The sequence below is a fragment of the Acinetobacter sp. YH12138 genome (assembly GCF_015218525.1).
Classification (GTDB): domain Bacteria; phylum Pseudomonadota; class Gammaproteobacteria; order Pseudomonadales; family Moraxellaceae; genus Acinetobacter; species Acinetobacter amyesii.
On sequence record NZ_CP048670.1, the window covers coordinates 994,225 to 1,016,433 of the forward strand.

Sequence of the window (22,209 nt, forward strand, 5' to 3'; positions counted from 1 at the left end):
GATTTATTTAGCAGCATTATTTTGAATTTAATATTGTGGATAAGTTATTTAAATTTGAATTTAAAAATAGAATATATTGACTGGTTTATGGATAAGAAATATTCAATCATTTAAATATTCAGCGAATACACATGATTAGCGAGAAATAAAAAAACCGCACTGAGGCGGCTTTTTTTATTTGAAATAGGGTTTTTGAATTTAAATTAGGCAGATTTCGCGTAAATATTGGCTTGTATCCACAGGTTGCCACGAATATATTGCCCAACATTGAAATCTTTATGCGCCGGATTTCGTGTTGCAACACGAACAATCACCGCTTCTTGGTTTTCTTCGTGGATTAAGGTCACATCATACAGCGTATAGTCTTGCTCTTTAAATTGCATGGCAGTTTTGCCAACTATATGCCCTTGGAACCATGCTTCATCTTCTTGTCCAAGATTTTCACCATATAGGTATGCAACCATTTTAGAAAAATCGACTGTGACTGGTGCTTTGTCATCTTCAGACTTCGGTTGCCACGCTTTAATCTGTTCGTGTAAGTCTGCAGGGGCAACACCATTATTTGCTGCCAAGATATCGTTTAAAGCACGATGATGTTTAATCGACGCGGGATCATCGACGACCAATTGTTCATGTTCGGCAACAGGTTCTAGCTCATATGCCCATGCATTAAGTTGCACGCTATACGATGAATCTTTTTCATATTGATTGTGGTTGACACTGTACAGACAGTCAAAGGCATACACACTGGTATTCGCACCCAGATCAAGGCAGAGCACCGCTTGTGTATTAGATTTGCAGGTAATAATTCGCTCAATAGTTGCTTTGGTTTTATATGGACTATCAAAGCTTGGAAAAGCCGTTTTTACCGCTTTAGGTTTATTATTTTCAACAGCAATGACCTGACACAATTGAATACTGGCTTTGGCAGGCCCTTGAATGAGCCAGGTACTTTGATCCATATCAGATTCTTGTGCACATAAGCCCATCGGCATAATGGGTGCATCCAATGCCTGACCCAGCCAAACTGGTACATCCGTTGTCGGGTTGCCTGTAAGCAAATTCCAATGTTCAACATGACTACCAAAAGTTTGATCTTCAATAGTGATAATTTCAGGGCTATTTTGTTTTTTCATATGCACAATTGATATTGGGTTGGTTTCATAATTAATAAATCGAGGGTTATTTGAAATTTTCAAGTCACCGACGTCATATTTATCATGAAATCATGCATAAAAAATGTTTTCAGTAGGATTTAAATGTTAAAGCATTGGAAAATAGGCTCAACTTTGGCTCATTTTGCAGCTTTTCGATTCTCATGATTAGAGAAATGTAGATCCATTCAGCGGATGCAGATCCCCAAATTGTCATGTAGATTTGTTACTATGAGTTATGTTTAAAAGTGAATGGAAAATCAGTGCTACCATTTAAATTATGGGTGGATGCAGATGCGTTACCACGCATTTTACGTGATGTAATTATTCGTGCTTCTGATCGTTACCAGTTAGAAGTCACTTTTGTCGCCAATCAAAATGTTGGGATAACGCCTTCGGTCCGAATTAACTCGATTCAAGTCATGAGTGGGGCAGATGCAGCGGATAAAGAAATTATTCAGCGCATGAAAGAGCACGACATCGTGATGACACAGGATATTCCACTTGCTGCTGAAGTGATTGAGCGGGGCGGTATAGCGATACATCCTCGGGGTGAGATTTATACCACAGCAAATGTCAAAGCACGTCTACACTTACGCGACTTTATGGATACTTTACGGGGCGCAGGTGTGCAAACCGGTGGTCCAGCACCGATTTCTGAACGAGATAAGCGTGAATTTTCCAGCAGCTTAGATCAAACTATTCAAAAGCAAAAACGTAAAACGGCGCAGAAGTAAAAACCATGCCATCTAAAACAAATCTAGCGACGACCTATGCGTTGTTGGTGTTCATTTGGTCGACCACGCCACTTGCTATCGTTTGGAGTGTCAGTGATATCAATGCGTTTTGGGCACTGACATTACGCTTTTTTATCGCATTACCCTTGGCTGTCGCATTATTGTTTATTTTTAAACATAAACTTCCGATGGATAAAACCTCCCTGCACAGTTATTTGGCGGGGGCATTTAGTTTTATTGGTTCTCAGATTTTTACCTATATGGCAACGGCCTATCTCAGCTCAGGCATTATTGCCCTGATGTTTGGTTTGGCACCAATTATGACGGGTCTGATCGGTCGTTTCTTCTTTCATACCTATCTGCATCGCTTGCAATGGATTGGGATGTTGATTGCCGTCTGTGGTTTAGCCATTATTTGCTTAGGCGGCAGTGATCAGCACGTACAGCCTGTTGGCATCGTCTTAATGTTAATGAGCGTATTCGTCTACTGTATGTCGATTTTTTGGGTGAAAAAAGTCAATGCGCCATTGCAGCCCATGTCTCAAGCCACGGGTTCGATTCTTATCTCAGCACTATTTTCTGCTGCAATGCTACCGTTTATTTGGCAGTATGCACCGACACAGATGCCTTCGACCAAAGCACTCATTGGCTTATTTTATGCAGTGATTATGGCTTCATTGATTGCAATGTTTTGTTATTTCAAACTGGTACAAAACATCAAGGCGACAACTTTGTCTTTAACAACGGTACTCACACCCATGCTTGCTATGCTCTTTGGTGCTTTACTGAATGATGAAAAATTATCATTGATGGTTTTACTTGGTGCTGTGATTCTATTATCAGGCTTGTTTGTTTATTTTTATAAAGATTTTCGGGCGAACAGAGAGCTCGCCCACAAATTAAAACATTGATTAAAAATCACTCTTTGTTTTGGGTCAGTGCGATACACTCTGCAAGTTTGACGCGGTCTTGAGGGAGCAGTGTGATAAAATAGGCACCCGTACGGTATAAGTTGCTTTCTTCTTCACGGCTATAAACCACTTGCGCAGTTGCCGCAATATGGAAGAAATTTTCAGGGTGGCTTAAGGTCACATGGATATAAGTACCTTCTTTAATCGCGCGTTCGCTAAAAAAGCTCAGACCGGTCTCGGAAAAATTCACATGCTCAGGCACTGGTAACATGCTTTGTACAATTGCGTCGTATAAAGAACCCGTAATAAGGTTTAACTTTTGGTTAAATAAGGATAAGATTCGAGCAATTTGTTGATCTTTCTCAGCTAATTGTTCTAATTCGTAGTTGAGTGCATGATCAAATTGATCTAATTCAGCAAGTAGTAGAAAATAGCGCGGCAATACAAAATTAGGATCGTAAGGATCATTCAGTGCAACATCATCAGAGATAATCTGATAGTTTATGCGCAAAGCAGCATCGATACGCGACATTACACGGCGTTCAGTTTGAACGCTTTGATGCTGTAAGTTTTCCATAATATATATTACCTCGGACTAGATGGTTATGTTTAAACCAATCTCGCTGTATATAGGGTTGAGATACACTCGCGCTCGGCGCAGTAACCACTTTATTTCTTTTATTGCTCTGGTATCCATGATCGGCCTCACGCTTGGTGTGGCAGTCCTTATTACAGTTTTATCTGTGATGAATGGTTTCGATCGTGAGCTGAAAACTCGTGTCTTAGGAATGATACCTCAAGCCACTGTTTCTTCAACACAAATTTTAACAAATTGGCCTGAACTTGCAAAAAAAATTGAGCAGCATGAGCATGTTCAAGGTGTCGCACCATTCACCCAATTACAGGGAATGTTGACGGCACAAGGTCAAGTGTCTGGCATTATGGTCAGTGGGATTGAACCGCAGTATGAAAAAAAGGTATCAATTATCCAAGACCATATGGTGGAAGGCAGTATCGATAACCTGAAAAAAGGTGAGTTTGGTATTGTCCTTGGCAAGCAAATGACAGATGCCTTAGGTTTAGGCTTGAATGACAGTGTGACCTTAGTGCTTCCTGAAGCAACACCTTCTCCGGCTGGCGTTGTTCCGCGTTTTAAACGATTTAAAATTGTGGGTATTTTCAGTATTGGTGCGGAAGTTGATTCGATGATGGGCTATGTGGCCCTGAACGATGCGTCGACTTTATTAAGACTGCCAGATGGTGCACAAGGCATCCGTATGAAGTTGGATGATATTTTTGCAGCGCCACAAGTATCTCAAGAAATTGTGCGTGATTTACCTGCAAACTTTTATGCTTCAGATTGGACTTATACGCACGGTAATCTGTTCAGTGCGATTCAAATGGAAAAGGCAATGGTAAGTTTATTGCTGTTCCTGATTGTATTGGTTGCAGCATTTAATATCGTGTCTTCATTGGTGATGGTGGTCACTGATAAAAAATCCGATATTGCCATTTTGCGTACACTAGGCGCTTCACCGGCTACAATCACACGGATCTTCATGGTGCAAGGTACAGTGATTGGGGTGATTGGTACGGTGTCAGGGGCGATTTTAGGGATTATCGCTGCATCGAGTATTAGTAATTTAGTCGGTTGGTTGAATACAACATTGGGCTTAAATATGTTTGATGCTTACTTCATCAACTATTTACCGTCTTATTTAAGATGGCAAGATGTTGTGGTGATTGTGTCCTTATCATTGGGCCTGAGCTTTATCGCGACTATTTATCCGGCTTTACGTGCAGCTAAAGTTCAACCTGCAGAGGCTCTACGCTATGAGTAATTTAGTTTTAGATGCCCAAAACATTACCAAATCTTTTACCGATGGGAAGTCTACAGTCGATGTGATTCGTGGACTTTCATTACAAGTCAAAGCAGGTGAGTTTGTTTCGATTGTGGGGTCAAGTGGTTCTGGTAAAAGTACGTTGTTGCATGTATTGGGTGGCTTAGATCGTCCAACATCGGGTCAAGTGATGATTAATGGTCAACGCTTTGACACTTTAGGTGAAGCAGAGCGTGGTTATATCCGTAATGAGCATTTAGGTTTTGTGTATCAATTCCATCACTTGTTGCCTGAATTTACCGCCTTTGAAAATGTGGCAATGCCATTGATGTTACGTAAGTCGAGTAACTTCAAAGAAGTGAAGCAGCAAGCTGAATATCTTTTGGAACGCGTTGGACTTTCCCACCGCATGACGCACAAACCTGGTGAGCTTTCAGGCGGTGAACGTCAACGTGTGGCTTTGGCTCGTGCATTGGTAGCAAGACCTAAGTTGATGATGGCTGATGAGCCAACAGGGAACTTAGACCGCAAAACCGCGGTGAAGATTTTTGAGTTGCTATCTGAGTTGCGTAAAGAATTTAACATGGCAATGCTAATTGTGACCCATGATGAATATTTAGCTCAATCTGCTGATGCGATTTTGCATATGCAAGATGGTTTATGGGTAGATGACTAAGCGCTAAATTGATTTTGTAAAAAAAATTAGTGGATTAAGATTGTTTGATTGAAGCTCACCGCGGTGGGCTTTATTATTGCCAGCACATAATAAAAATAATGACGACTCATGTTACAAAGTTTTTGTATTGGCTGGATTTTAGGTATTTCTTTTATGGGGTTCATGTTTTGGAATCCACAACTCTCGACAGCTCAGTTGCTTTTTATTGTCCTGATTTGGCTAGTGCTACAGCTCTACATTTCACCAAAACTAAAAAGTATCTTTTCGAAAATCTTACAGCTCAGTGCAAATCTTTGCATAGGTGCAATTCTCGGCTTTAGTTTCGCCAATACTCAACTCGATCAGCGTTTGGCATTGGTTGAACATCAGAGCAGACAAGGCGAGTTTATTGCGTATATTCCACAGATCAGCCAACTCAAAGACCAAGCAATTCAGCAAAAAATTGAAGTGCTCAATGTGAATCAGCAGATTCAACATTTTATGGCGTATTTACCCAATTCAATTTTGCAAAATAATGAACAGACGATTCAGTTGGTCCCTGGACAATACTATCGTATGTATGGTGAGTTACGACCTACCCAAAGCTATGTGACAGAAGGTGCATTTGACCAAGAGCGGTGGAGCGTACAGCAAAATATACATGCCAGTTTAAAGGTGAAGTCGGTGGAATTAATACCACCTCAACATGTGATTGCGATGGGCTATGGGCAGCAGTATCAACGACATCAAGGTGTGCTACACCAGTTCAAAATAAAAGTCGAACAACAACGTTTATATTTAAGAGCGTTTATATATCAACAACCGCTGCGGAATCATGGCTTGTTGTTAGCACTGCTTACAGGCGATAAAAGTTTACTCACTGAAGGCACCAGTGAATTATTTCAACGCTTTGGGATGAGTCATTTATTGGCGATATCTGGTCCGCATGTACTGGTTTTTGCCAGCATGCTCTGTTGGGCGATGCAGTTAGGTATCCGTAAATATTGTCCCAAAATTTATCTCAAGTGGCCCAAACAATATGTATTGGTCGTGCCCTTTATCTTCTGTGTCCTTCTATATTGTGCTTTTACTGGCTTTGAAATACCGGCGCTAAGAACGCTGACGATCTGCCTAGTCGCAAGTAGCATGCTTCTGTTACGGCAAACCATTCAGCCTTTTCAATTGCTGGTTTTTAGTGCTGCTATATTATTGCTTGTGGATCCCTTTAGTATTTTATCCGCGGCATTTTGGTTGTCTTATGGCGCATGCTTTATTTTACTGCGGATTTATCAAACCTTAAGGAAGCATTTACTGGCTCAAACGGACGCCAGTTTTTGGCAAAAGTTAAAGCATTCAATGTGGTTGATGGTGGAATCACAATGGAAAATCTTTGTCGCTTTATTTCCATTGATGGTGATTTTTTTCAAGCAAGTGACTTGGATTAGCCCACTAAGTAATTTATTTGCCATCCCGTGGTTAGGGGCTGTGGTGGTTCCTTTAGATATCATCGGAGGGGCACTTTCTTATATTTCTACACCTTTGGCGCATTTGGTTTTTTTATTCAATGATCTTTGTTTGGAAATATTGCATGTATTTCTCTATGGCTTAGATCGACTCTTTGCACCAAAAATGCAAGATGTCGCATTGACGTCAACTCAAATCATACTGTTGATACTCGTTGTAGTAATCTTATTTTTACCTGAAGGTATCTTGCCAAAATATTGGGCGGTCATTGCCTTTTTTGCTCTGTTTATCCCATGGAGAAATTCAGCAAATTTTCAGCTTTCAATTTTAGATGTGGGGCAAGGGCAGGCGATTTATATCCGATCTGTAGATCATCATATGATGGTGGACTTCGGTGGAAACTATGATGAAAGTCAATTTAGTGTCGGGCAGAATATCATCCGACCATTTTTGAGTGTGCAAGGTGTCCATCGACTAGATCGGGTATTATTGACTCATTTAGATCAAGACCATAGTGGTGGTTATTTCTCATTGGAGGAACTGCTTGATATTGGGCAGCTTTCAAGTAATGAGCGGGTACAAACCACGAACCAAGCTCCACAGCGCTTATGTCAGCGTGGTCAGCAGTGGAATTGGGATCAGCAAGTCTATTTTGAAATACTCTCGCCAAAGCCTGAAGATCTGAGAGATGCCCAATGGAATGCCAATGAACGTTCTTGTGTTCTATATGTCACGGTCAAAGACGTCAATGGCCCACGACATTTTCTATTGATGGGGGATGCGGGTTGGGAGACTGAATATCAAATATTAAGTGATTATCCAGACCTAAAAGTCGATGTCTTGGTGCTCGGACACCATGGTAGTCGGCACAGTTCATCCTATGCGTTTTTAAACCATTTTAAGCCCAAGTTGGCGATTGCTTCTGCAGGGCGCTTTAATCGTTATGGACATCCTGCAAACATGACCCAAACACGCCTCAAACAATTAGACATTCCACTCTTGCAAACTGCACAAAGTGGAAGTATCCATTTCAAGCAAAATAAACAGCAAATTGAACTAATTGAAGAGCGGACAAAGTATAAATGGCTCGATCTATATCGCAGGCTATCTAAAGAATCTGAATAGAAAACTGCTTCAAGTGTATTGCTTGAAAATGTCATTCTGCCACATTTTTTATTGTTTGCTGTCTTTGATATTCCTCACGAATATCACGAATGCGTTGAGCGGCTTCTTCATCACTAATATTGTATAGATTTCTCAATTTTGGGTTGGCTTTAAAGCGTTTATAGCTCCAGTGATAATGCTCTGGATAACGATGAATTAAATCTTCCACTGCTTTAAAGATAACTATAGAGCCATCATCTGCATTGCCTTGATAGATATTCTCATCCATAGGTTCGATATGCATATCAAAACCATGATTATCGTTACGAATGGCATACAGTAAGAGCGCACGTGCTTTGGTTTTTTGAATTAATTTTGCACTTAAGTTGCTGGTTTTTAGTGGAATACCAAAGTATGGAATCATTTCGCCGCCGGCATTGGGGGTATGGTCTGGCAAGATCACAGTCGTCCCACCTTGTTTTAAGGCTTTGAAAATCTGACGTACACCTGATTCATCCGTAGGAACCAATATTGCTTGCTCACGGCTTCGAGCAGCACGGACAAAATTGTTGGCAGATTCGCTTTTTACCGGCTTGTACATGATGGTCATTTGAGTGTACTGCGCAACCCATGCATTCATGATTTCCCAAGTACCAAAATGTGGTACTACGAGTACAACGCCTTTTTGTAGGGCGAGCGCTTCATGTAAATATTCAGCGCCATGTACGTGATGAATCCGTTGAATATTTTTTTCTGTACTTGCACCCCAAATGTTAAAAAATTCAAAATAAGAACAAAGTTCGTTTCGAATCGCTTGTTTAGTGAGTTGAATGCGAGCTGACTCTGATAATTCAGGCAATGCAATTTTGAGATTGCGTTGAATCGTAGAGTAGGTTTTAGAGATTTTTAAAACATTGACTAACCCAGCCAAACCTTTTGCAATTAATCTTGAAATTTGAATAGGTTGACGGCTGATAAATTTTAACAGGTGATATGTGGTGTCCTGTGAATTTTGGTCGGTCATCTTATTTAAGTCTGAAAGAAATGAAAGAAAATTTAAAATAATTATAGGGGAAAATGAATTGATTAGACAGTTATAGCGATTAGCGTGTATATAATGACTACAAATTAACGATCAAATGGGTTTTTTTATGTCCGAATGGCCACCAAAACCTGAAGAAAAACAGCAAAGTTCTTCAAACAATATTCAGCAGCCAACTGGAAATGAATGGAAAATATTAGAAAAAGCCGTGCTTTCTTCCGTTGAAGAACAACGTAGAGCACGTAGATGGGGCATATTTTTTAAATTTTTAACCTTTGCTTATTTGTTATTTATTATCATTGCGATGGCAAAAAGTTGCAGCATGTCGTCATCTGATCCTGCAGCAACAGCGGGTTCACATATTGCCGTGGTTGATATCATTGGGACCATTGCAGCGGACAAGCAAAGTGTAAACAGCGCAAATACCATCAAAGCTTTGAAAAAAGCCTATGAAAACAAACAAAGCAAAGCGATTGTTTTAAATATTAATTCACCAGGTGGTTCACCTGTTCAGTCTGATGAAATTTGGCAAGAAATTCAGTACTTGAAAAAAGCCCATACCGATAAAAAACTGTATGCCATTATTGGTGATACAGGCGCTTCAGGTGCGTACTATATTGCGTCTGCGGCAGATGAAATTATTGTCAATCCTTCAAGTTTAGTGGGTTCAATTGGCGTGATCATGCCGAATTATGGTGTTAGTGGTTTGATGCAAAAATTCGGTGTAGAAGATCGCACCATGACTTCGGGTGAGAACAAAGCCATTTTATCCATGACTCAACCTGTAGATGCAGCACAAAAAGCACATGTTCAAGGTGTACTTGATAATGTTCATGCGCATTTCATTAATGCAGTGAAGGAAGGTCGCGGTAAGAAATTAAAATCAAATGATCCAGCTATTTTCTCAGGTTTATTTTGGACGGGTGATCAGGCTGTGAAGCTAGGTATTGCTGACCGTACAGGTAGTTTAAATAGCCTGAAACGTGAATTGAAAACTGAAAAAGCCGTGAACTACACCATTGAAAATAGTCCGTTTGATTCTGTACTAGGTCGTATGGGAAGTTCATTTGGTCAAGGTTTGGCAAGCGCATTGTCACAACAGGTTCAATCTGAAAACAGCACGAAATTACAATGAAACCGTTAATTCATTTTGCGCACGCCAATGGCGTGCCATCACGGGTTTATCAAAAATTGTTTGATTTACTGAGTGATGAATATGATGTGATCTATGTGCCGTTACTTGGGCCAGATAAGCGTTACCCAATCGATAACCATTGGAAGAGCTTAACACAGCAAGTCATTGACAGTATTGTACGTCAGGCCAATGGTCGTAAGGTGATTGGATTAGGTCACTCATTAGGTTCGGTTTTAACATTTCAGGCTGCTTTACAACGCCCAGAATTGTTTGAACAAGTGTTAATGATTGATCCGCCTATGATCATGGGGAAAGAGTCTTTTGCTTTGCACATCGCAAAACTCCTCAAACTTAAAGTCCTCGATAAAATGTCCCCAGCAGGATTATCGAAGCGTCGTCGTGATCATTGGGACAGCCGTGAACAAGCAGCAGAGCTTTTAAGGCCGAAAGGTTTTTACAAAGATTTCGATCCAGACTGTTATCAAGCTTATATTGATCATGCCTTGATGGACGATAAACTGCGTGGTGGGGTGGAATTGACGATTTCACGTGATGATGAGGTTCATATTTTTCGAACTAATCCTTCACTGTGGTGGTTACCTCATGCTCAACCGCAAGTACCTGTACAGCAGTTAATTGCAGAGCAGGGACCATTTTTAGCTCGGCACTTTCCACAAATGGTAGAGAAAAAATTTGGGATTCCATTTAAAGTTGCTGCGGGGAGTCATATGTTCCCATTGGAACATCCTGTGGAAACTGTTGAATTGATCAAAGATTTACTTAAATTGCCTAAGCGTCATCATTAAACCTTAAAAACCACAACACATAAAAAAAGCACTCTATAGAGTGCTTTTTTTATGAATGAAACATTCTACTTTTGAGATTTATTTCGCATTTTCAAATTGTAAAATAACTTTGTTATTGGCATCTAAAAATTTCAAATGATCTTTAGAGGCATCATAATGAGTAACTTGGCTCAATGCCTGCGAAAAATGTTGAGGAATATTTGTCGCAGTCAAACACGCTCTTTGTGTTGTAGCAAGGTTTGAAAATTGGATTTTTGTGTTTTGCACAGCGTAACCGCCCATGAATCGATTACAACCATCAGAACCACTTACACGAGTATCGTCGAAAGTGATGGTGGGTACGTTCGAATTGTTAGGGTCAGCTTCGAGCTTAACGCCTTGAATTTCACTCGCAACCCAATTTTTGTTTTGTAATTTATCTAAATTACGATCAGTAGCTGGATTTGATGTCGTAGCACAACCAATCATACCCAGTGTTATACATGCACAAGTCGCCAGTGTGATGGATTTTAACATGTGATTTTCTCCACTTTTGTTTGAAGGATGTAATATTTCTAGATTTATAAGGTTTTCTAATTGCAATATAAGCTTATTATTTTAATGATGCTAAAAGTTTTAATTTAACTAAAAACTACATATTGATCATAAAGTTGAACATTCTGCAAAAATGGATTTTAGATTTTAGATTTTAGATTTTAGATTTTAGATTTTAGATTTTAGATTTTAGATTTTAGATTTTAGATTTTAGATTTTAGATTTTAGATTTTAGAAATAAATAGAGTTTTATTTGGCCCTTAAAAAACAAAACGCACCCTAAGATGCGTTGATTGTTAAGTTATACAGTTGCTTAGAACTTACAGAATTGAACAGGTTGTTGCAAAGGCTCGCCACGATATAAAACACCGTTTTCAGTGTGTTGAATGGTGCCATTACAAATCCATTCTGCCACTTGAGGGTAAATCACATGCTCAAGCACGTGAACCCGATCTGCCAGACTTTCAGCATGATCATGCACATTGACTTTAAGTACGCCTTGAGCAAGCGCTTGACCAGCATCCAGCTCTGCAGTCACATAGTGAACTGTACAGCCATGGAAGACATCACCGGTGTTTAAAACACGTTGATGAGTATGCATTCCTTTATAATTTGGTAGCAGAGAAGGGTGGATGTTAATCATTTTTCCTTCCCATGCTTTGACAAATTTTGCGCTTAAAATGCGCATAAAGCCTGCCAAAATGACCAAATCAACATCCCAGTCGAGCAGTTGTTGATGCATCACATCATCAAAAGCTTCACGACTTGGATATTGCTTATGTTCAATGACTGCAGTTGCAATCTTTGCTTTTCTTGCACGTTGCAGTGCAAAAGCGTCAGGTCTATTGGAAATCACCCCAACGATTTGACCTGATAGATTGGCATCGATCAGGGCTTGCAGGTTAGATCCGCTGCCTGAAACAAGTACAGCAATTTTAATCATGAACGTTGCTTATGCGAAAACTACACGGATTTTTTCGTCAGCGCCTTCAACAGATTCAGCATTATCTGCAATGTGACCCATTGTGAATGCTTTTTCGCCAAGGCTATTGAGTAATTCAACAGTTTTGTCAGCATCGGCTGCATCAACCACGAGAACCATACCTACGCCACAGTTAAATGTGCGGTACATTTCAAATTGTTCAACACCACCTTCTTTTTGAAGTAGTTTGAATAATTCTGGCCATTCCCAAGATGCTTCATTGACTACCGCTTGAGCACCATTTGGCAGTACGCGAGGTAAGTTACCCGGTAAACCGCCGCCTGTGATGTGCGCCATAGCGTGTACATCCACTTCTTTCAATAACTGAAGAATTGGTTTTACATAAATACGTGTTGGTTCCATTGCTGTATCTGCAAGTGGACGACCATCAACGATTTGAGTAAGGTCAACGTTTTTCACATCTAAAATTTTACGAAGAAGTGAGTAACCGTTTGAGTGTGCGCCAGAAGATGCAACACCAACTAAAACGTCACCCGCTTTAACTTTAGAGCCATCAATAATTTTACTTTGCTCAACTACACCTACGCAGAAACCTGCAAGGTCATAGTCTTCGCCTTCATACATACCTGGCATTTCAGCAGTTTCACCGCCAACCAATGCACAGCCTGCAAGTTCACAACCCGCACCGATACCAGTCACAACATTTGCTGCAACGTCAACGTTGAGGTGGCCAGTTGCATAGTAGTCAAGGAAGAACAGTGGTTCAGCACCACATACAAGAAGATCGTTTACGCACATTGCAACCAAGTCTTGACCAATTGTGTCATGACGGTTCAAATTCAATGCTAAACGCAATTTTGTACCAACACCATCTGTGCCAGATACGAGAACAGGTTCTTCATAACCTTTAGGAATTTTACAAAGAGCGCCGAAGCCGCCTAGGCCGCCCATTACTTCAGGACGTGCAGTACGTTTCGCGACAGATTTGATACGATCGACTAACGCGTCGCCCGCTTCAATGTCGACACCTGCATCTTTGTAGCTTAAACCAGTGTTTGGGGTAGAAGTTGAGTTGCTCATAATGAAGTCTCCGCATTCGCGCGGGGATTATAACCTGAATATGCAAAACTCTTATGCTATTTCGCACTAAAATGTTATCTTTATTAAAATATTTTCCTTTCTATAACGATTACATTGAAAAAAGGTGACTTTATATGGGTGATCGCACCTTGCGCCGAATATTTATTCTTGCTGGGATAGCATTGATCATATGGGTTTTATACTTATTAAAGCCTGTAGTTGTTCCTTTTATCGGCGCATTTCTAATTGCATATTTATTTAGCCCTTTAGTCGATAAATTACATAATATTGGCTTGCCGCGCTGGTTATCTATCAGTTTGGTCTTTATTGGAATTGGTGTCGCTATATTCCTTGCAATGTGGTTCCTCGTACCACTGGTATGGGAACAGTTGATGTATGCAAAAAACAATATTCCAAACAATATTCATTGGGTCAACTATACATTCCTGCCGTGGTTATCAGAGACATTTAATCTTGTACCGATGGAAATTGATACAGAGCAAATGTCAGCAGCGATCATGGAGTATATTCAAACCAACTATAGTGCAGACAGTATCCAAGCCATGTTGTTAAAAGTGGCACAATCGGGTCTGAATTTCATACAGATTGGTGGCACGATTGTCTTAATTCCAATCATAGCTTTCTATTTCTTATTAGATTGGGAGCGTATGTTAGAAAACATGCGTCGACTTATTCCACGTAAATATGAAAAAAGCACGCTCACAATCGTGGGCGAATGTCATGAAGTTTTAGGTGCATTTGTAAAAGGCCAATTCTTGGTAATGTTCTTATTGGGCGTTGTTTATGCGGTTGGACTCCAATTAGTCGGTATTGAGGTTGGCATCATCATTGGGATGATTGCGGGTCTAGCCAGTATTATTCCGTATTTGGGTTTTGCGGTTGGTATTATTTCGGCAATTGTGGCTTGCCTGTTCCAATTCGGTTTGGATTGGGTGCATTTGGCCTTAGTACTGATGGTATTCATGGTAGGGCAGGCAATAGAAGGTTATATTTTACAGCCTTTCTTATTAGGCGACAAAATTGGTTTGTCTCCTGTGGCAGTGGTATTTGCAGTCCTTGCAGGCGCGCAATTGGCAGGACTTCTCGGAATGCTCATTGCACTACCCGTTGCAGCGATTATTGTGGTCTTATTACGTCATGCACGCGAAAATTACGAGAAAAGTAATTTATACCGAAATGATGTACTTGTCGTAAATGATGCTGCAAGTGGCACTTTAAACGTAGAAACCAATCAAGTTGCTGTCGATATTGAGCTCAAAAATCAGTCTGCAAATTCGCTGCAAGATCCTGAAATTTCGAGTAACATTGAAAGATCAGAACATAAAGATTGATAAGGCCAAAATATAGATATGCGTCAATTGCAGCTAGATATAGAACCACAACTCGATGCCCGAATTAGTGATTTTTCTGGGCCGAGTTGGGGGCATGTAATCGATGGTGTTCGTCAGTTACATGCTGGTTTAATGAATCGTTTCTATATCTATGGTGGAGCTGGCACAGGAAAAAGCCATTTACTGTCTGCAATATGTGATTCCTATTTAGAAATTGGCAAATCAGCAATTCAAGTTTCATTGCTTGAATTGCTAGATGCTCCCACTGAAGCGATTACTTCGCTCGATCGCTATGACTTGGTGGCTTTAGACGATATTGAAGCGATTAGCGGAGTTCCACATTGGCAAAAAGCTGTTTTTCACCTGATTAATTATAATAACGAAGAAGGTGGTCAATTGGTCTTTTCATCTCGGCTGGCGCCCATTGAACTCAAACTTGAACTGCCAGATTTACAGTCTAGATTAACTCAGGCTGTCAGTGTAAAAGTACCCAATGGTAGTTTATACGCAGACCGACAAGCACTCGTAAACTCTGTTTTGGCGCGACGTGGCATCCATATGGATCAACAAATTGTAGATTATTTGTTGGCACATGGGCCGCATCAGGCATCCATTTTACTTAGATCTTTAGAACAACTGATTCAGATGTTAAAAGGTGAAAAAGTCAAATTGAGTCATGCCAATTTAAGACAAATTTTTGCCCTAATTGATGAATATCGGTAAGCAATAAAAATTCTTGAGTAATTACTCAAGCTGTGACAAAGTACATAAAAATATTTTAATGTTGCAAGGATTGTGCAACTTAAGAATAAAAAGATAAAAAATATTTAAGGAGATGGATATGCTCAAACAGAGCATAGGCATTGGCATGCTTCTCATGGCAGGTCATGCATTTAGCGCAGAAATTACCGTTACAACTACTGAAGATGTTGTGAAGGATGACAAGGAATGTTCACTTCGTGAAGCCATAGAATATATCAATAATGGTATGCCAGAAGCCGGATATAATGGTTGCGGGGGTAAAGACGCCTATGCCTCAATTTCTCTGAAAAAAAATGAAGTTTATAAACTCACTAAAAAAATTGATATTAAAGCAGAACTGAATCTGAAAACGGCTTATGACAGTAACGTCAATGAAGATGTCGTACTCGGTCTTAATAATGCCGTCATTGAAATGACGGGTAAGGATCAAATTTTTAATATTAATGATGGCGAAAAAGAACTACTTGCGATCAATTTTAAAGAAATTTCATTTAAAGGATGTAAGCAAGATCAATGTGCTGATAAAGGCGGCATCATTTTTAATAATGAAAAACTCATACTTGAAAATGTAAAGTTTGAAGATGGCTATGCACGACTTGGTGGTGCAATCTACAATGTTGGATTTTCAGAAGATGGCGCAGCTGTAGCAAGCCGTCTATATATACGAACCACGATTTTTCAAAACAACAAAGCGGTAGATGGTGGTGCAATTTACTCAGAAGCACCTGCTTATGAAATCTATACATCTTTGTTCAAAAATAATGAAAGCACTTCTGGTCGAGCGATTGTTTACAATCAAAATGGGCTCGCGGACATCAGCAAGTTAGTGTTCAGTAACCCTCAAAATATCATTGCCAATAGTACCTTTTTCAAAAACAAAGGTTTTGCTGTCAACTTACGTGATGGTTTAGCACTCAATAATATTACAGTACTGAAGAACAGTGGTGGTATTGAACTAAATAGTACCTCTGAGCATGCTTATTTAGCCAATAGTGTGGTGATTGGTAATGCGCTCAGTGGCACCGCTCAAGATTGTAAAGTTGTGAACTCAGGAACAGACAAATCTGTTTTTTATAACAACTTAGTGGCTGCGAGTTGTCCTGTTGGGCCTGTTGCAAATTTAAATGATGTGTGGTCTGGGACAAGTTTAATCGCGGGTGAAGATGAAGGTAGCTGTAAAACCTTAACAGAAGATCGTAATGCACTTTTCTGTCCATTTACCACAGCAAACAACGCATTTATTGGTTATTTACGTCCTCGTATTTTATTAGATTACGAAACGATTTTCTCAAGCCCGATATTAAATAAGGGGAAGACCACAGCAGATGGCAATGAGCATCATGTGTATTGTGAGTCTTCTGATCAGCGTGGAAAAAATCGTAATTTGGATGATGTTTGGTGTGATCGTGGGGCTATCGAAATTGTGGTTCCTGTGAGCATGCCTCGCTTAGGTAAAGACATACGTACAGGTGAAGTGGCGAAGTTTAATATCTTAGATGCTTTAGGTGACAGTGATTTAATTCCAAAAGAAGAATGTACAAAAGTGATGGGTATGGCAAATCCAACAGGTGAGCCATGGCAAGATGGTTGTCCAATAGTTGTACAAAGCACCGAATCAAAAGGTAAATTTACACTGAATTTGAATGGTGATTTTGAATACACGCCAAATGGAAATTGGCATGGCGCAGATATTTTTGAATTGCGTGTGGTGACGTCTTCAACCCGTTTTAATACTTCGGCAAAAAATTATTTAGCTGCAGAAGTGCGTATTTTCCAAGAACCAAACAATGAAATGGAAAGTAAAACAGTTAAAACATCAGGTGGTGCTCTAGGCTGGGCAGGTATTTTTGCACTACTTGGCTTAGTTGGATTTCGTCGCTTTAAAAAATAGTCTGGATAGAATTAAGGACAGCACATGAAAAATTATAAAAAAGGATTGCTGGCGGTCATGGTCCTTGCGGCTATGTCATCTATGGCAGCGACAAGTAACATCATCAAAGTTACGACCTTTGAGGATGAAAATGGTGAAAATCTCAATCAATGTTCTTTACGTGAAGCGATTGAAACTGCACGTAAAAACAAATCTTTTGGTGGATGTAATGTCGGTAACCCAAATAATGGGCAGACCGATTATATTCAACTTGAAGCAGGTGAATATCTTCTGACCAAAGGTGAGTTAGTTCCGCTCAATCAGATCGTGATTGAGGGGAAAAGTCGCTTTAACTATGATTCAAAAAATTTACTGACGCAGAAATTTCCTGCCTATGAAGATATTAGAACGACGATTAATGCCCAAGGCAAATCGCGTATTTTTAATACTTCACGCTCAGAAGCCAACTTTATCGTCAATAATGTACGCCTTACTGGCGGGATGGCAGAAGACCGTGGTGGTGCCTTGTATTTAGGGGGAGCATTTACCTTAAATAATGGTGCAATAGAAAACTCTCAGGCCAAAGTTGCTGGCGGTGCTATCTACTCCGTTGCGCATAATATGTCGAAAAAAACATTATTGGTGAGCAGTTTAGTTCAGGGTAACGTCGCACCTAAAGGTAGTGTTGTCGCTATGGACTGTATCGGCAACTTGGGGGATACCCAGCCTGAAATTGTGTTCCAGCAAAGCAGTATTATTCAAAATGGTTCATCGACGAGCAATAGTGTGATGGACTTCTGTGGAAATGCCAAGGTTGAACTGACAGCAAATACGATTGCAAAAAACCAAGCAAATCCAAGTACGGGTAGTATTATCCGTGCCATTTCTCAGGGAACGGAACGTTTAAGTGCTTTCTCTAGCTTCGTTTTAACCAGTAATACAATAGTCGAGAACAATGCGGCTAGTACCTATTATTATGATAACAATGGTACAAAGGCTTGGTATTTCAATGTATTGGCCTACAATACTGGTGGAAAATCTTGTCGTTATCTGAATAATGCAGTACCTGATAATGGTCAAAAATTTGTGGCAAGTAATAATGCATTTGAACTGGCAGCCGCACAGTGTGATTTACCAGAAAGTGTGCTGAATAGTACGGAAAGCTTTCTGCAAAACCATGATGTAAGTAGTTATGCTATGGGGACTTTATTAAGCGCCCTACAAACAAAATCTGCTTATAATTTGTATTTACCTTTGTATTACCCGAAAGCGATCGGCAGTGGTTTTGACTTGATCAATCTGGGCTTAGACGGCTGTAGTGATGCGGATCAACGGGGCATTTTGCGGATCACAGATGGTACTTTACAGTTATCACCTACGCAAAGAAACACATGTGATATTGGTTCGGTTGAGTTAATGAATTTAACGGCAGCAGATATGGCAGATATTACCAATGAGTCTTTAACAGCTCTGCAAGATAAGTATCAAAATACAATTGATGCTTTGAAAAAGGATATCGACGATCCAGATTATGCAGAATACAAAGTTGCCAATCAGGATGATTTAACAAAATACGAAGCGGTATTCAGTGCATTAAAAAATAACCTCAAATATCGTGCGGTTTATTTTGATCCATTCCCAGCATCATTACCTCAAGAAGAGTCTGTGAACGGAAGTGCTGAAACACGACAAATTGCCTTAAATGCTGACAACTATACCGTGACGACTTCACCAATCGGCATTGGTAGTGAAATTACGGTGTCTAGTACAGGCGAAGCAAGTATTGTGGGTAATCCACCACATGACCTACACTGTGATTGGGATGCGGGAATAAAACAAATCGTTATATATCGCACTAGTGGGGCAACAACAGCGCCTACCGAATACGGTTTTTGTAAATATACGCTAAAACAAAAGACAGGGAGTCAGGCGGAATCTTCTGGTGTAGTACGTGTGGCATTTAAAAATATGACCCCAGTGGCCAAAGCTGCCCAATATACGATTAGTCCGTCAAATAATTTGTCTGTTACCGTCAATAATTTATTAGAGAATGCTAATGATGATGGTGATGGTCCAGTTGCATCTATGCCAGCGGGTAAATCGGTATGGCATAAAAATGAAGAAGGCCAAATTATTCCAATTCGTTTTACGAAAATCCCAGCAGGTTTAAACTTTGAAGCTGAGTATAGTGGCAGTTGCCCAGCAAGTTATTTAAAGGAAACTTGCTACGGTGGCAAGATTACCTTCTCAGTAAAAAATGGCTTTAGTCAGTTTGACTATCCTGTTGAATATAGCGTTGTCGATAGTGATGGCATTGCATCAAGCAATGCAATTCTGACTCTTAAGAATACCGCGAAAAACACCAACTCTTCTTCTAGCGGCGGTGGCTCAATGGGAGTATTTGGACTGTTGGCATTAATTGGTTTAGGTGTGTATCGTCAACGTCGGTTGAGCAAGTAATACAATAAAAAAGCCTCGATAAGAGGCTTTTTTATGGCTTAACTAATGTAATTGATTTGATTTTCACAACATACTGTTGTTTTTGATTAGTGAACGACAGCGATAGGCTGTAAATATTTATTGATATACTCATCGCGAATAGCAGGTCGTTCATCAGGACTAGCTTTTTGCATACGTGTCGCGAGTTCTTTACGTTCTAAAGTACTCATTTTTTGCCATGTTTCGCGCATACGCTGCTTTTCACTATCTGGAAGTTGGGTGAACCAATCCATGCGCTGTTGCAAGCTGACACGTTGATCTGCAGGAATCTCTTTGAGTGCCTGATACTTTTTAATTAAAGCCTGTTGTTCTGCTTCAGATAGCGAATCCCAAGTTTCATTGACTTGAGTATCTGCATCTTTTGAAAATATCCAAAAGCGATCAAAGCCAGCAAAACTGGTTTGCAGAAAACTAAAAGCACAGAATGCAATTGCTAATTTTTTAGCTGCCATGTGGAACTTTGTCCTCACCCAGAACCATCAACATTTCAAGATCTTCCACCATTTGAGGGGAGAGCTTAGGGGTTGAAATCACCTGATTTTGTGGTTTGTCATCCAGTACAGTCGCATTCGGTAAAATGACAAAACCTGCAATTGCTGCTGCAAGTGCAAAGCCAGACATTTTCCAGAAACCATAACGTGAAGTTTCGCGCCGATGAATATCTTCAAGCACGTTATTCATGACAGTTGCTTTGTCTTTATGGTGCTGTGCGAGTCCATCAAGTTTGGAAGTTACTTGCTTTAAGAAATCATCTTGTTTCATTCGGATGATCCTCCCATATGTGGATTCAAATGTGCCAAAGCGGTACGTAAACCTTGAATGGCACGGTGGTAATGTGTTTTCACACTGCCTTCGGAACAATTCATAATTTCTGCAGTTGTATGCGTATCAAAGCCTTCCCAAGCTCGCAACATAAATGCTTGTTGCTGGCGGACTGGAAGTTCTGCGATAGCATCTTGTATTTCCTCTGCAGTGACAGCCTGATCCAGAAAGTCGAAAGGGTTTGGTGTAGATTCATCTACAACATCCTGTATTTCGACATCGTCGTCATCTAGGCTGACTTTTCTAAATAAGGAAAACGGCTGCGAACGACGTGCTTCTTTTCGACGCCAGTCTTGCAGCTTGTTATTTAAAATGGTGTAAAACAGGGGATACCATTCCTCTGTGGATTTTTCAGCATAAGCTTTATGTAAGGAAATAAAGGCTTCTTGCACCAAGTCCATGGCAATGCCATGTTGACCGTGCGTTGCACTTTCCATCATTACTAAAGCACGCCCCGTCACTTCATTCATGAAGTTTTTCAGGCGAGACTCAGCCGTGCTTTTTAAAACACTGCTGTCTTGCGTCTCGGACTTTTTGGGTGCTAAATCCATAGAGATGGAAAATCCTGTCATCGGATACCCACCATTATTTCCATATTCATATACAAATAACGATGGAAATAACGGTTAGGTTGACAAAAAGAATTATTATTTTTTCTAGTGTAGTCTATTTTTTTCAGGCTTAAGCGCTAAATACAATAAAATAACGATTTTACTGACGCTGACGTACCATTTCAAAAAAACAGATCGAGCCAGCAATGGCTACGTTTAGTGATTCTTGACCACCCGGTTGAGGAATCGCAACGGCTTCGGCATGTTGTAATGCATACTCAGAAACACCTTGACCTTCATTGCCTAAAATCCACACACATTGTTTGCGTAAATTTTTGCTATATAGGTTTTCAGACTGATGTGAGCTTGTTGCATACACTGGAATTTTGAATTTCGTCAAAATATCTTCAAGGGCAATATTTTCAAAGGTATTTAATGAAAAATGTGCGCCCATACCTGCGCGTAATACACGCGGTGACCAGAGCGATGCAGAGCCTTTGGTACAAACAACTTGTTCAATACCTGCTGCGGCAGCAGAACGGAGTAGGGTGCCTACATTTCCTGGGTCTTGAATATTGTCTAAAATTAAGGTGTCTTCACTGAAGTTAAGTGCTTCACTTGAACTTGGTAAATCCACAATCGCTAAGCAAGCAATCGATGTTCCAAGTGTACTGATATCTTTGTATAAAGATTCACTTAGAATAAACACCGCACCTTGATATTGTTCCGCAATGCGGTCGAAATCGGCATGGTTAATCGATTGTTCAGTGGTGAAAATCGATTTGATTGGACGTTTTGAGTCTAACCATGACAACACCAAGTGTGTGCCTTCTAAAACAGTTTGACCTTGTTTTTTACGGTAGGCATTTTGTTCGATTAAGCCACGGAGGTGCTTAATTTTCGGGTTGTCTTTTGATTCGAGATAAATCAGAGCCATGAGGGAGATA

The 22,209-nt window shown here is 40.2% G+C and carries 21 protein-coding genes; 11 read left to right on the forward strand and 10 right to left on the reverse strand.

The window, feature by feature from the left end; all coding sequences use genetic code 11:
• Positions 1 to 203: 203 nt before the first annotated feature.
• A complete protein-coding gene (locus tag G0029_RS04725) occupies positions 204 to 1,136 on the reverse strand; it encodes a hypothetical protein (protein ID WP_180107787.1) in 933 nt (310 codons plus the stop codon).
• 266 nt (positions 1,137 to 1,402) lie between these two features.
• Between G0029_RS04725 and G0029_RS04730 the strand changes: the two genes are divergently transcribed.
• Together G0029_RS04730 and G0029_RS04735 are read left to right on the forward strand one after the other, a co-directional pair.
• Entirely contained in the window at positions 1,403 to 1,891 is a 489-nt protein-coding gene (locus tag G0029_RS04730) for a YaiI/YqxD family protein (RefSeq protein ID WP_372491130.1), read from the forward strand.
• A 5-nt stretch (positions 1,892 to 1,896) separates the two neighbouring features.
• The gene (locus G0029_RS04735; RefSeq protein WP_168378072.1) at positions 1,897 to 2,802 is read left to right on the forward strand and encodes a DMT family transporter; all 906 of its coding nucleotides are present in this window, start codon (positions 1,897 to 1,899) and stop codon (positions 2,800 to 2,802) included.
• Between the two features lie 7 nt (positions 2,803 to 2,809).
• On the opposite strand, the gene G0029_RS04740 is transcribed toward G0029_RS04735, so the two are convergent.
• Entirely contained in the window at positions 2,810 to 3,379 is a 570-nt protein-coding gene (locus G0029_RS04740) for a PilZ domain-containing protein (protein ID WP_078192054.1), read from the reverse strand.
• 28 nt (positions 3,380 to 3,407) lie between these two features.
• Between G0029_RS04740 and G0029_RS04745 the strand changes: the two genes are divergently transcribed.
• The 3 genes from G0029_RS04745 (at position 3,408) to G0029_RS04755 (ending at position 7,887) form a co-directional block, all read left to right on the forward strand.
• Positions 3,408 to 4,643, forward strand: a complete 1,236-nt coding sequence (locus tag G0029_RS04745) for a lipoprotein-releasing ABC transporter permease subunit (protein WP_078190389.1) — start codon at positions 3,408 to 3,410, stop codon at positions 4,641 to 4,643.
• Positions 4,636 to 5,319 carry a lipoprotein-releasing ABC transporter ATP-binding protein LolD gene (gene lolD / locus G0029_RS04750; RefSeq protein ID WP_180034388.1) on the forward strand — a complete coding sequence of 228 codons (684 nt, stop codon included), beginning with the start codon at positions 4,636 to 4,638 and terminating at the stop codon, positions 5,317 to 5,319. Before G0029_RS04745 ends, lolD begins: the two co-directional genes overlap by 8 nt.
• Before the next feature lie 108 nt (positions 5,320 to 5,427).
• Positions 5,428 to 7,887 (forward strand): DNA internalization-related competence protein ComEC/Rec2, encoded by a 2,460-nt coding sequence (locus tag G0029_RS04755; RefSeq protein WP_180110018.1) that lies wholly within the window; start codon positions 5,428 to 5,430, stop codon positions 7,885 to 7,887.
• Between the two features lie 31 nt (positions 7,888 to 7,918).
• Here the strand turns inward: G0029_RS04755 and G0029_RS04760 are convergent, their stop codons facing one another.
• Positions 7,919 to 8,890: a lysophospholipid acyltransferase family protein gene (locus tag G0029_RS04760; RefSeq protein WP_168378069.1), complete on the reverse strand. Its 972-nt coding sequence runs from the start codon at positions 8,888 to 8,890 to the stop codon at positions 7,919 to 7,921.
• Positions 8,891 to 9,017: 127 nt separating this feature from the next.
• Here G0029_RS04760 and sppA point away from each other — a divergent pair, with 127 nt between their 5' ends.
• Together sppA and G0029_RS04770 are read left to right on the forward strand one after the other, a co-directional pair.
• Positions 9,018 to 10,043 carry a signal peptide peptidase SppA gene (gene sppA / locus G0029_RS04765; protein ID WP_078192397.1) on the forward strand — a complete coding sequence of 342 codons (1,026 nt, stop codon included), beginning with the start codon at positions 9,018 to 9,020 and terminating at the stop codon, positions 10,041 to 10,043.
• Positions 10,040 to 10,849: an alpha/beta fold hydrolase gene (locus tag G0029_RS04770; RefSeq protein ID WP_180063184.1), complete on the forward strand. Its 810-nt coding sequence runs from the start codon at positions 10,040 to 10,042 to the stop codon at positions 10,847 to 10,849. Before sppA ends, G0029_RS04770 begins: the two co-directional genes overlap by 4 nt.
• A 78-nt stretch (positions 10,850 to 10,927) precedes the next feature.
• On the opposite strand, the gene G0029_RS04775 is transcribed toward G0029_RS04770, so the two are convergent.
• From G0029_RS04775 to purM, 3 genes are all read right to left on the reverse strand, one after another.
• Positions 10,928 to 11,365 (reverse strand): META domain-containing protein, encoded by a 438-nt coding sequence (locus G0029_RS04775; protein WP_180107986.1) that lies wholly within the window; start codon positions 11,363 to 11,365, stop codon positions 10,928 to 10,930.
• A 331-nt stretch (positions 11,366 to 11,696) separates the two neighbouring features.
• Positions 11,697 to 12,326 carry a phosphoribosylglycinamide formyltransferase gene (gene purN, locus G0029_RS04780; protein ID WP_111883942.1) on the reverse strand — a complete coding sequence of 210 codons (630 nt, stop codon included), beginning with the start codon at positions 12,324 to 12,326 and terminating at the stop codon, positions 11,697 to 11,699.
• A gap of 9 nt (positions 12,327 to 12,335) precedes the next feature.
• Positions 12,336 to 13,406: a phosphoribosylformylglycinamidine cyclo-ligase gene (gene purM, locus G0029_RS04785; protein ID WP_078190382.1), complete on the reverse strand. Its 1,071-nt coding sequence runs from the start codon at positions 13,404 to 13,406 to the stop codon at positions 12,336 to 12,338.
• Between the two features lie 134 nt (positions 13,407 to 13,540).
• Between purM and cxpE the strand changes: the two genes are divergently transcribed.
• From cxpE to G0029_RS04805, 4 genes are all read left to right on the forward strand, one after another.
• Positions 13,541 to 14,758: a chloramphenicol efflux transporter CxpE gene (gene cxpE / locus G0029_RS04790; protein ID WP_180110019.1), complete on the forward strand. Its 1,218-nt coding sequence runs from the start codon at positions 13,541 to 13,543 to the stop codon at positions 14,756 to 14,758.
• Between the two features lie 18 nt (positions 14,759 to 14,776).
• The gene (hda, locus tag G0029_RS04795) at positions 14,777 to 15,481 is read left to right on the forward strand and encodes a DnaA regulatory inactivator Hda (RefSeq protein ID WP_078190380.1); all 705 of its coding nucleotides are present in this window, start codon (positions 14,777 to 14,779) and stop codon (positions 15,479 to 15,481) included.
• Between the two features lie 118 nt (positions 15,482 to 15,599).
• Positions 15,600 to 17,411 (forward strand): rhombotarget A, encoded by a 1,812-nt coding sequence (rbtA, locus tag G0029_RS04800; protein ID WP_180107987.1) that lies wholly within the window; start codon positions 15,600 to 15,602, stop codon positions 17,409 to 17,411.
• A gap of 24 nt (positions 17,412 to 17,435) precedes the next feature.
• Positions 17,436 to 19,850: a CSLREA domain-containing protein gene (locus tag G0029_RS04805; RefSeq protein ID WP_180108014.1), complete on the forward strand. Its 2,415-nt coding sequence runs from the start codon at positions 17,436 to 17,438 to the stop codon at positions 19,848 to 19,850.
• Between the two features lie 86 nt (positions 19,851 to 19,936).
• Here the strand turns inward: G0029_RS04805 and G0029_RS04810 are convergent, their stop codons facing one another.
• From G0029_RS04810 to G0029_RS04825, 4 genes are all read right to left on the reverse strand, one after another.
• A complete protein-coding gene (locus G0029_RS04810; RefSeq protein WP_078190378.1) occupies positions 19,937 to 20,341 on the reverse strand; it encodes a DUF3106 domain-containing protein in 405 nt (134 codons plus the stop codon).
• Positions 20,331 to 20,651 carry a hypothetical protein gene (locus tag G0029_RS04815; RefSeq protein WP_180107988.1) on the reverse strand — a complete coding sequence of 107 codons (321 nt, stop codon included), beginning with the start codon at positions 20,649 to 20,651 and terminating at the stop codon, positions 20,331 to 20,333. Before G0029_RS04815 ends, G0029_RS04810 begins: the two co-directional genes overlap by 11 nt.
• Positions 20,648 to 21,262 carry an RNA polymerase sigma factor gene (locus G0029_RS04820; RefSeq protein ID WP_111883945.1) on the reverse strand — a complete coding sequence of 205 codons (615 nt, stop codon included), beginning with the start codon at positions 21,260 to 21,262 and terminating at the stop codon, positions 20,648 to 20,650. The genes G0029_RS04815 and G0029_RS04820 overlap by 4 nt, the downstream gene beginning before the upstream one ends.
• 160 nt (positions 21,263 to 21,422) lie before the next feature.
• Complete coding sequence (locus G0029_RS04825; protein ID WP_180110020.1) at positions 21,423 to 22,199, reverse strand: TrmH family RNA methyltransferase; 777 nt, start codon at positions 22,197 to 22,199, stop codon at positions 21,423 to 21,425.
• Positions 22,200 to 22,209 lie beyond the last annotated feature (10 nt).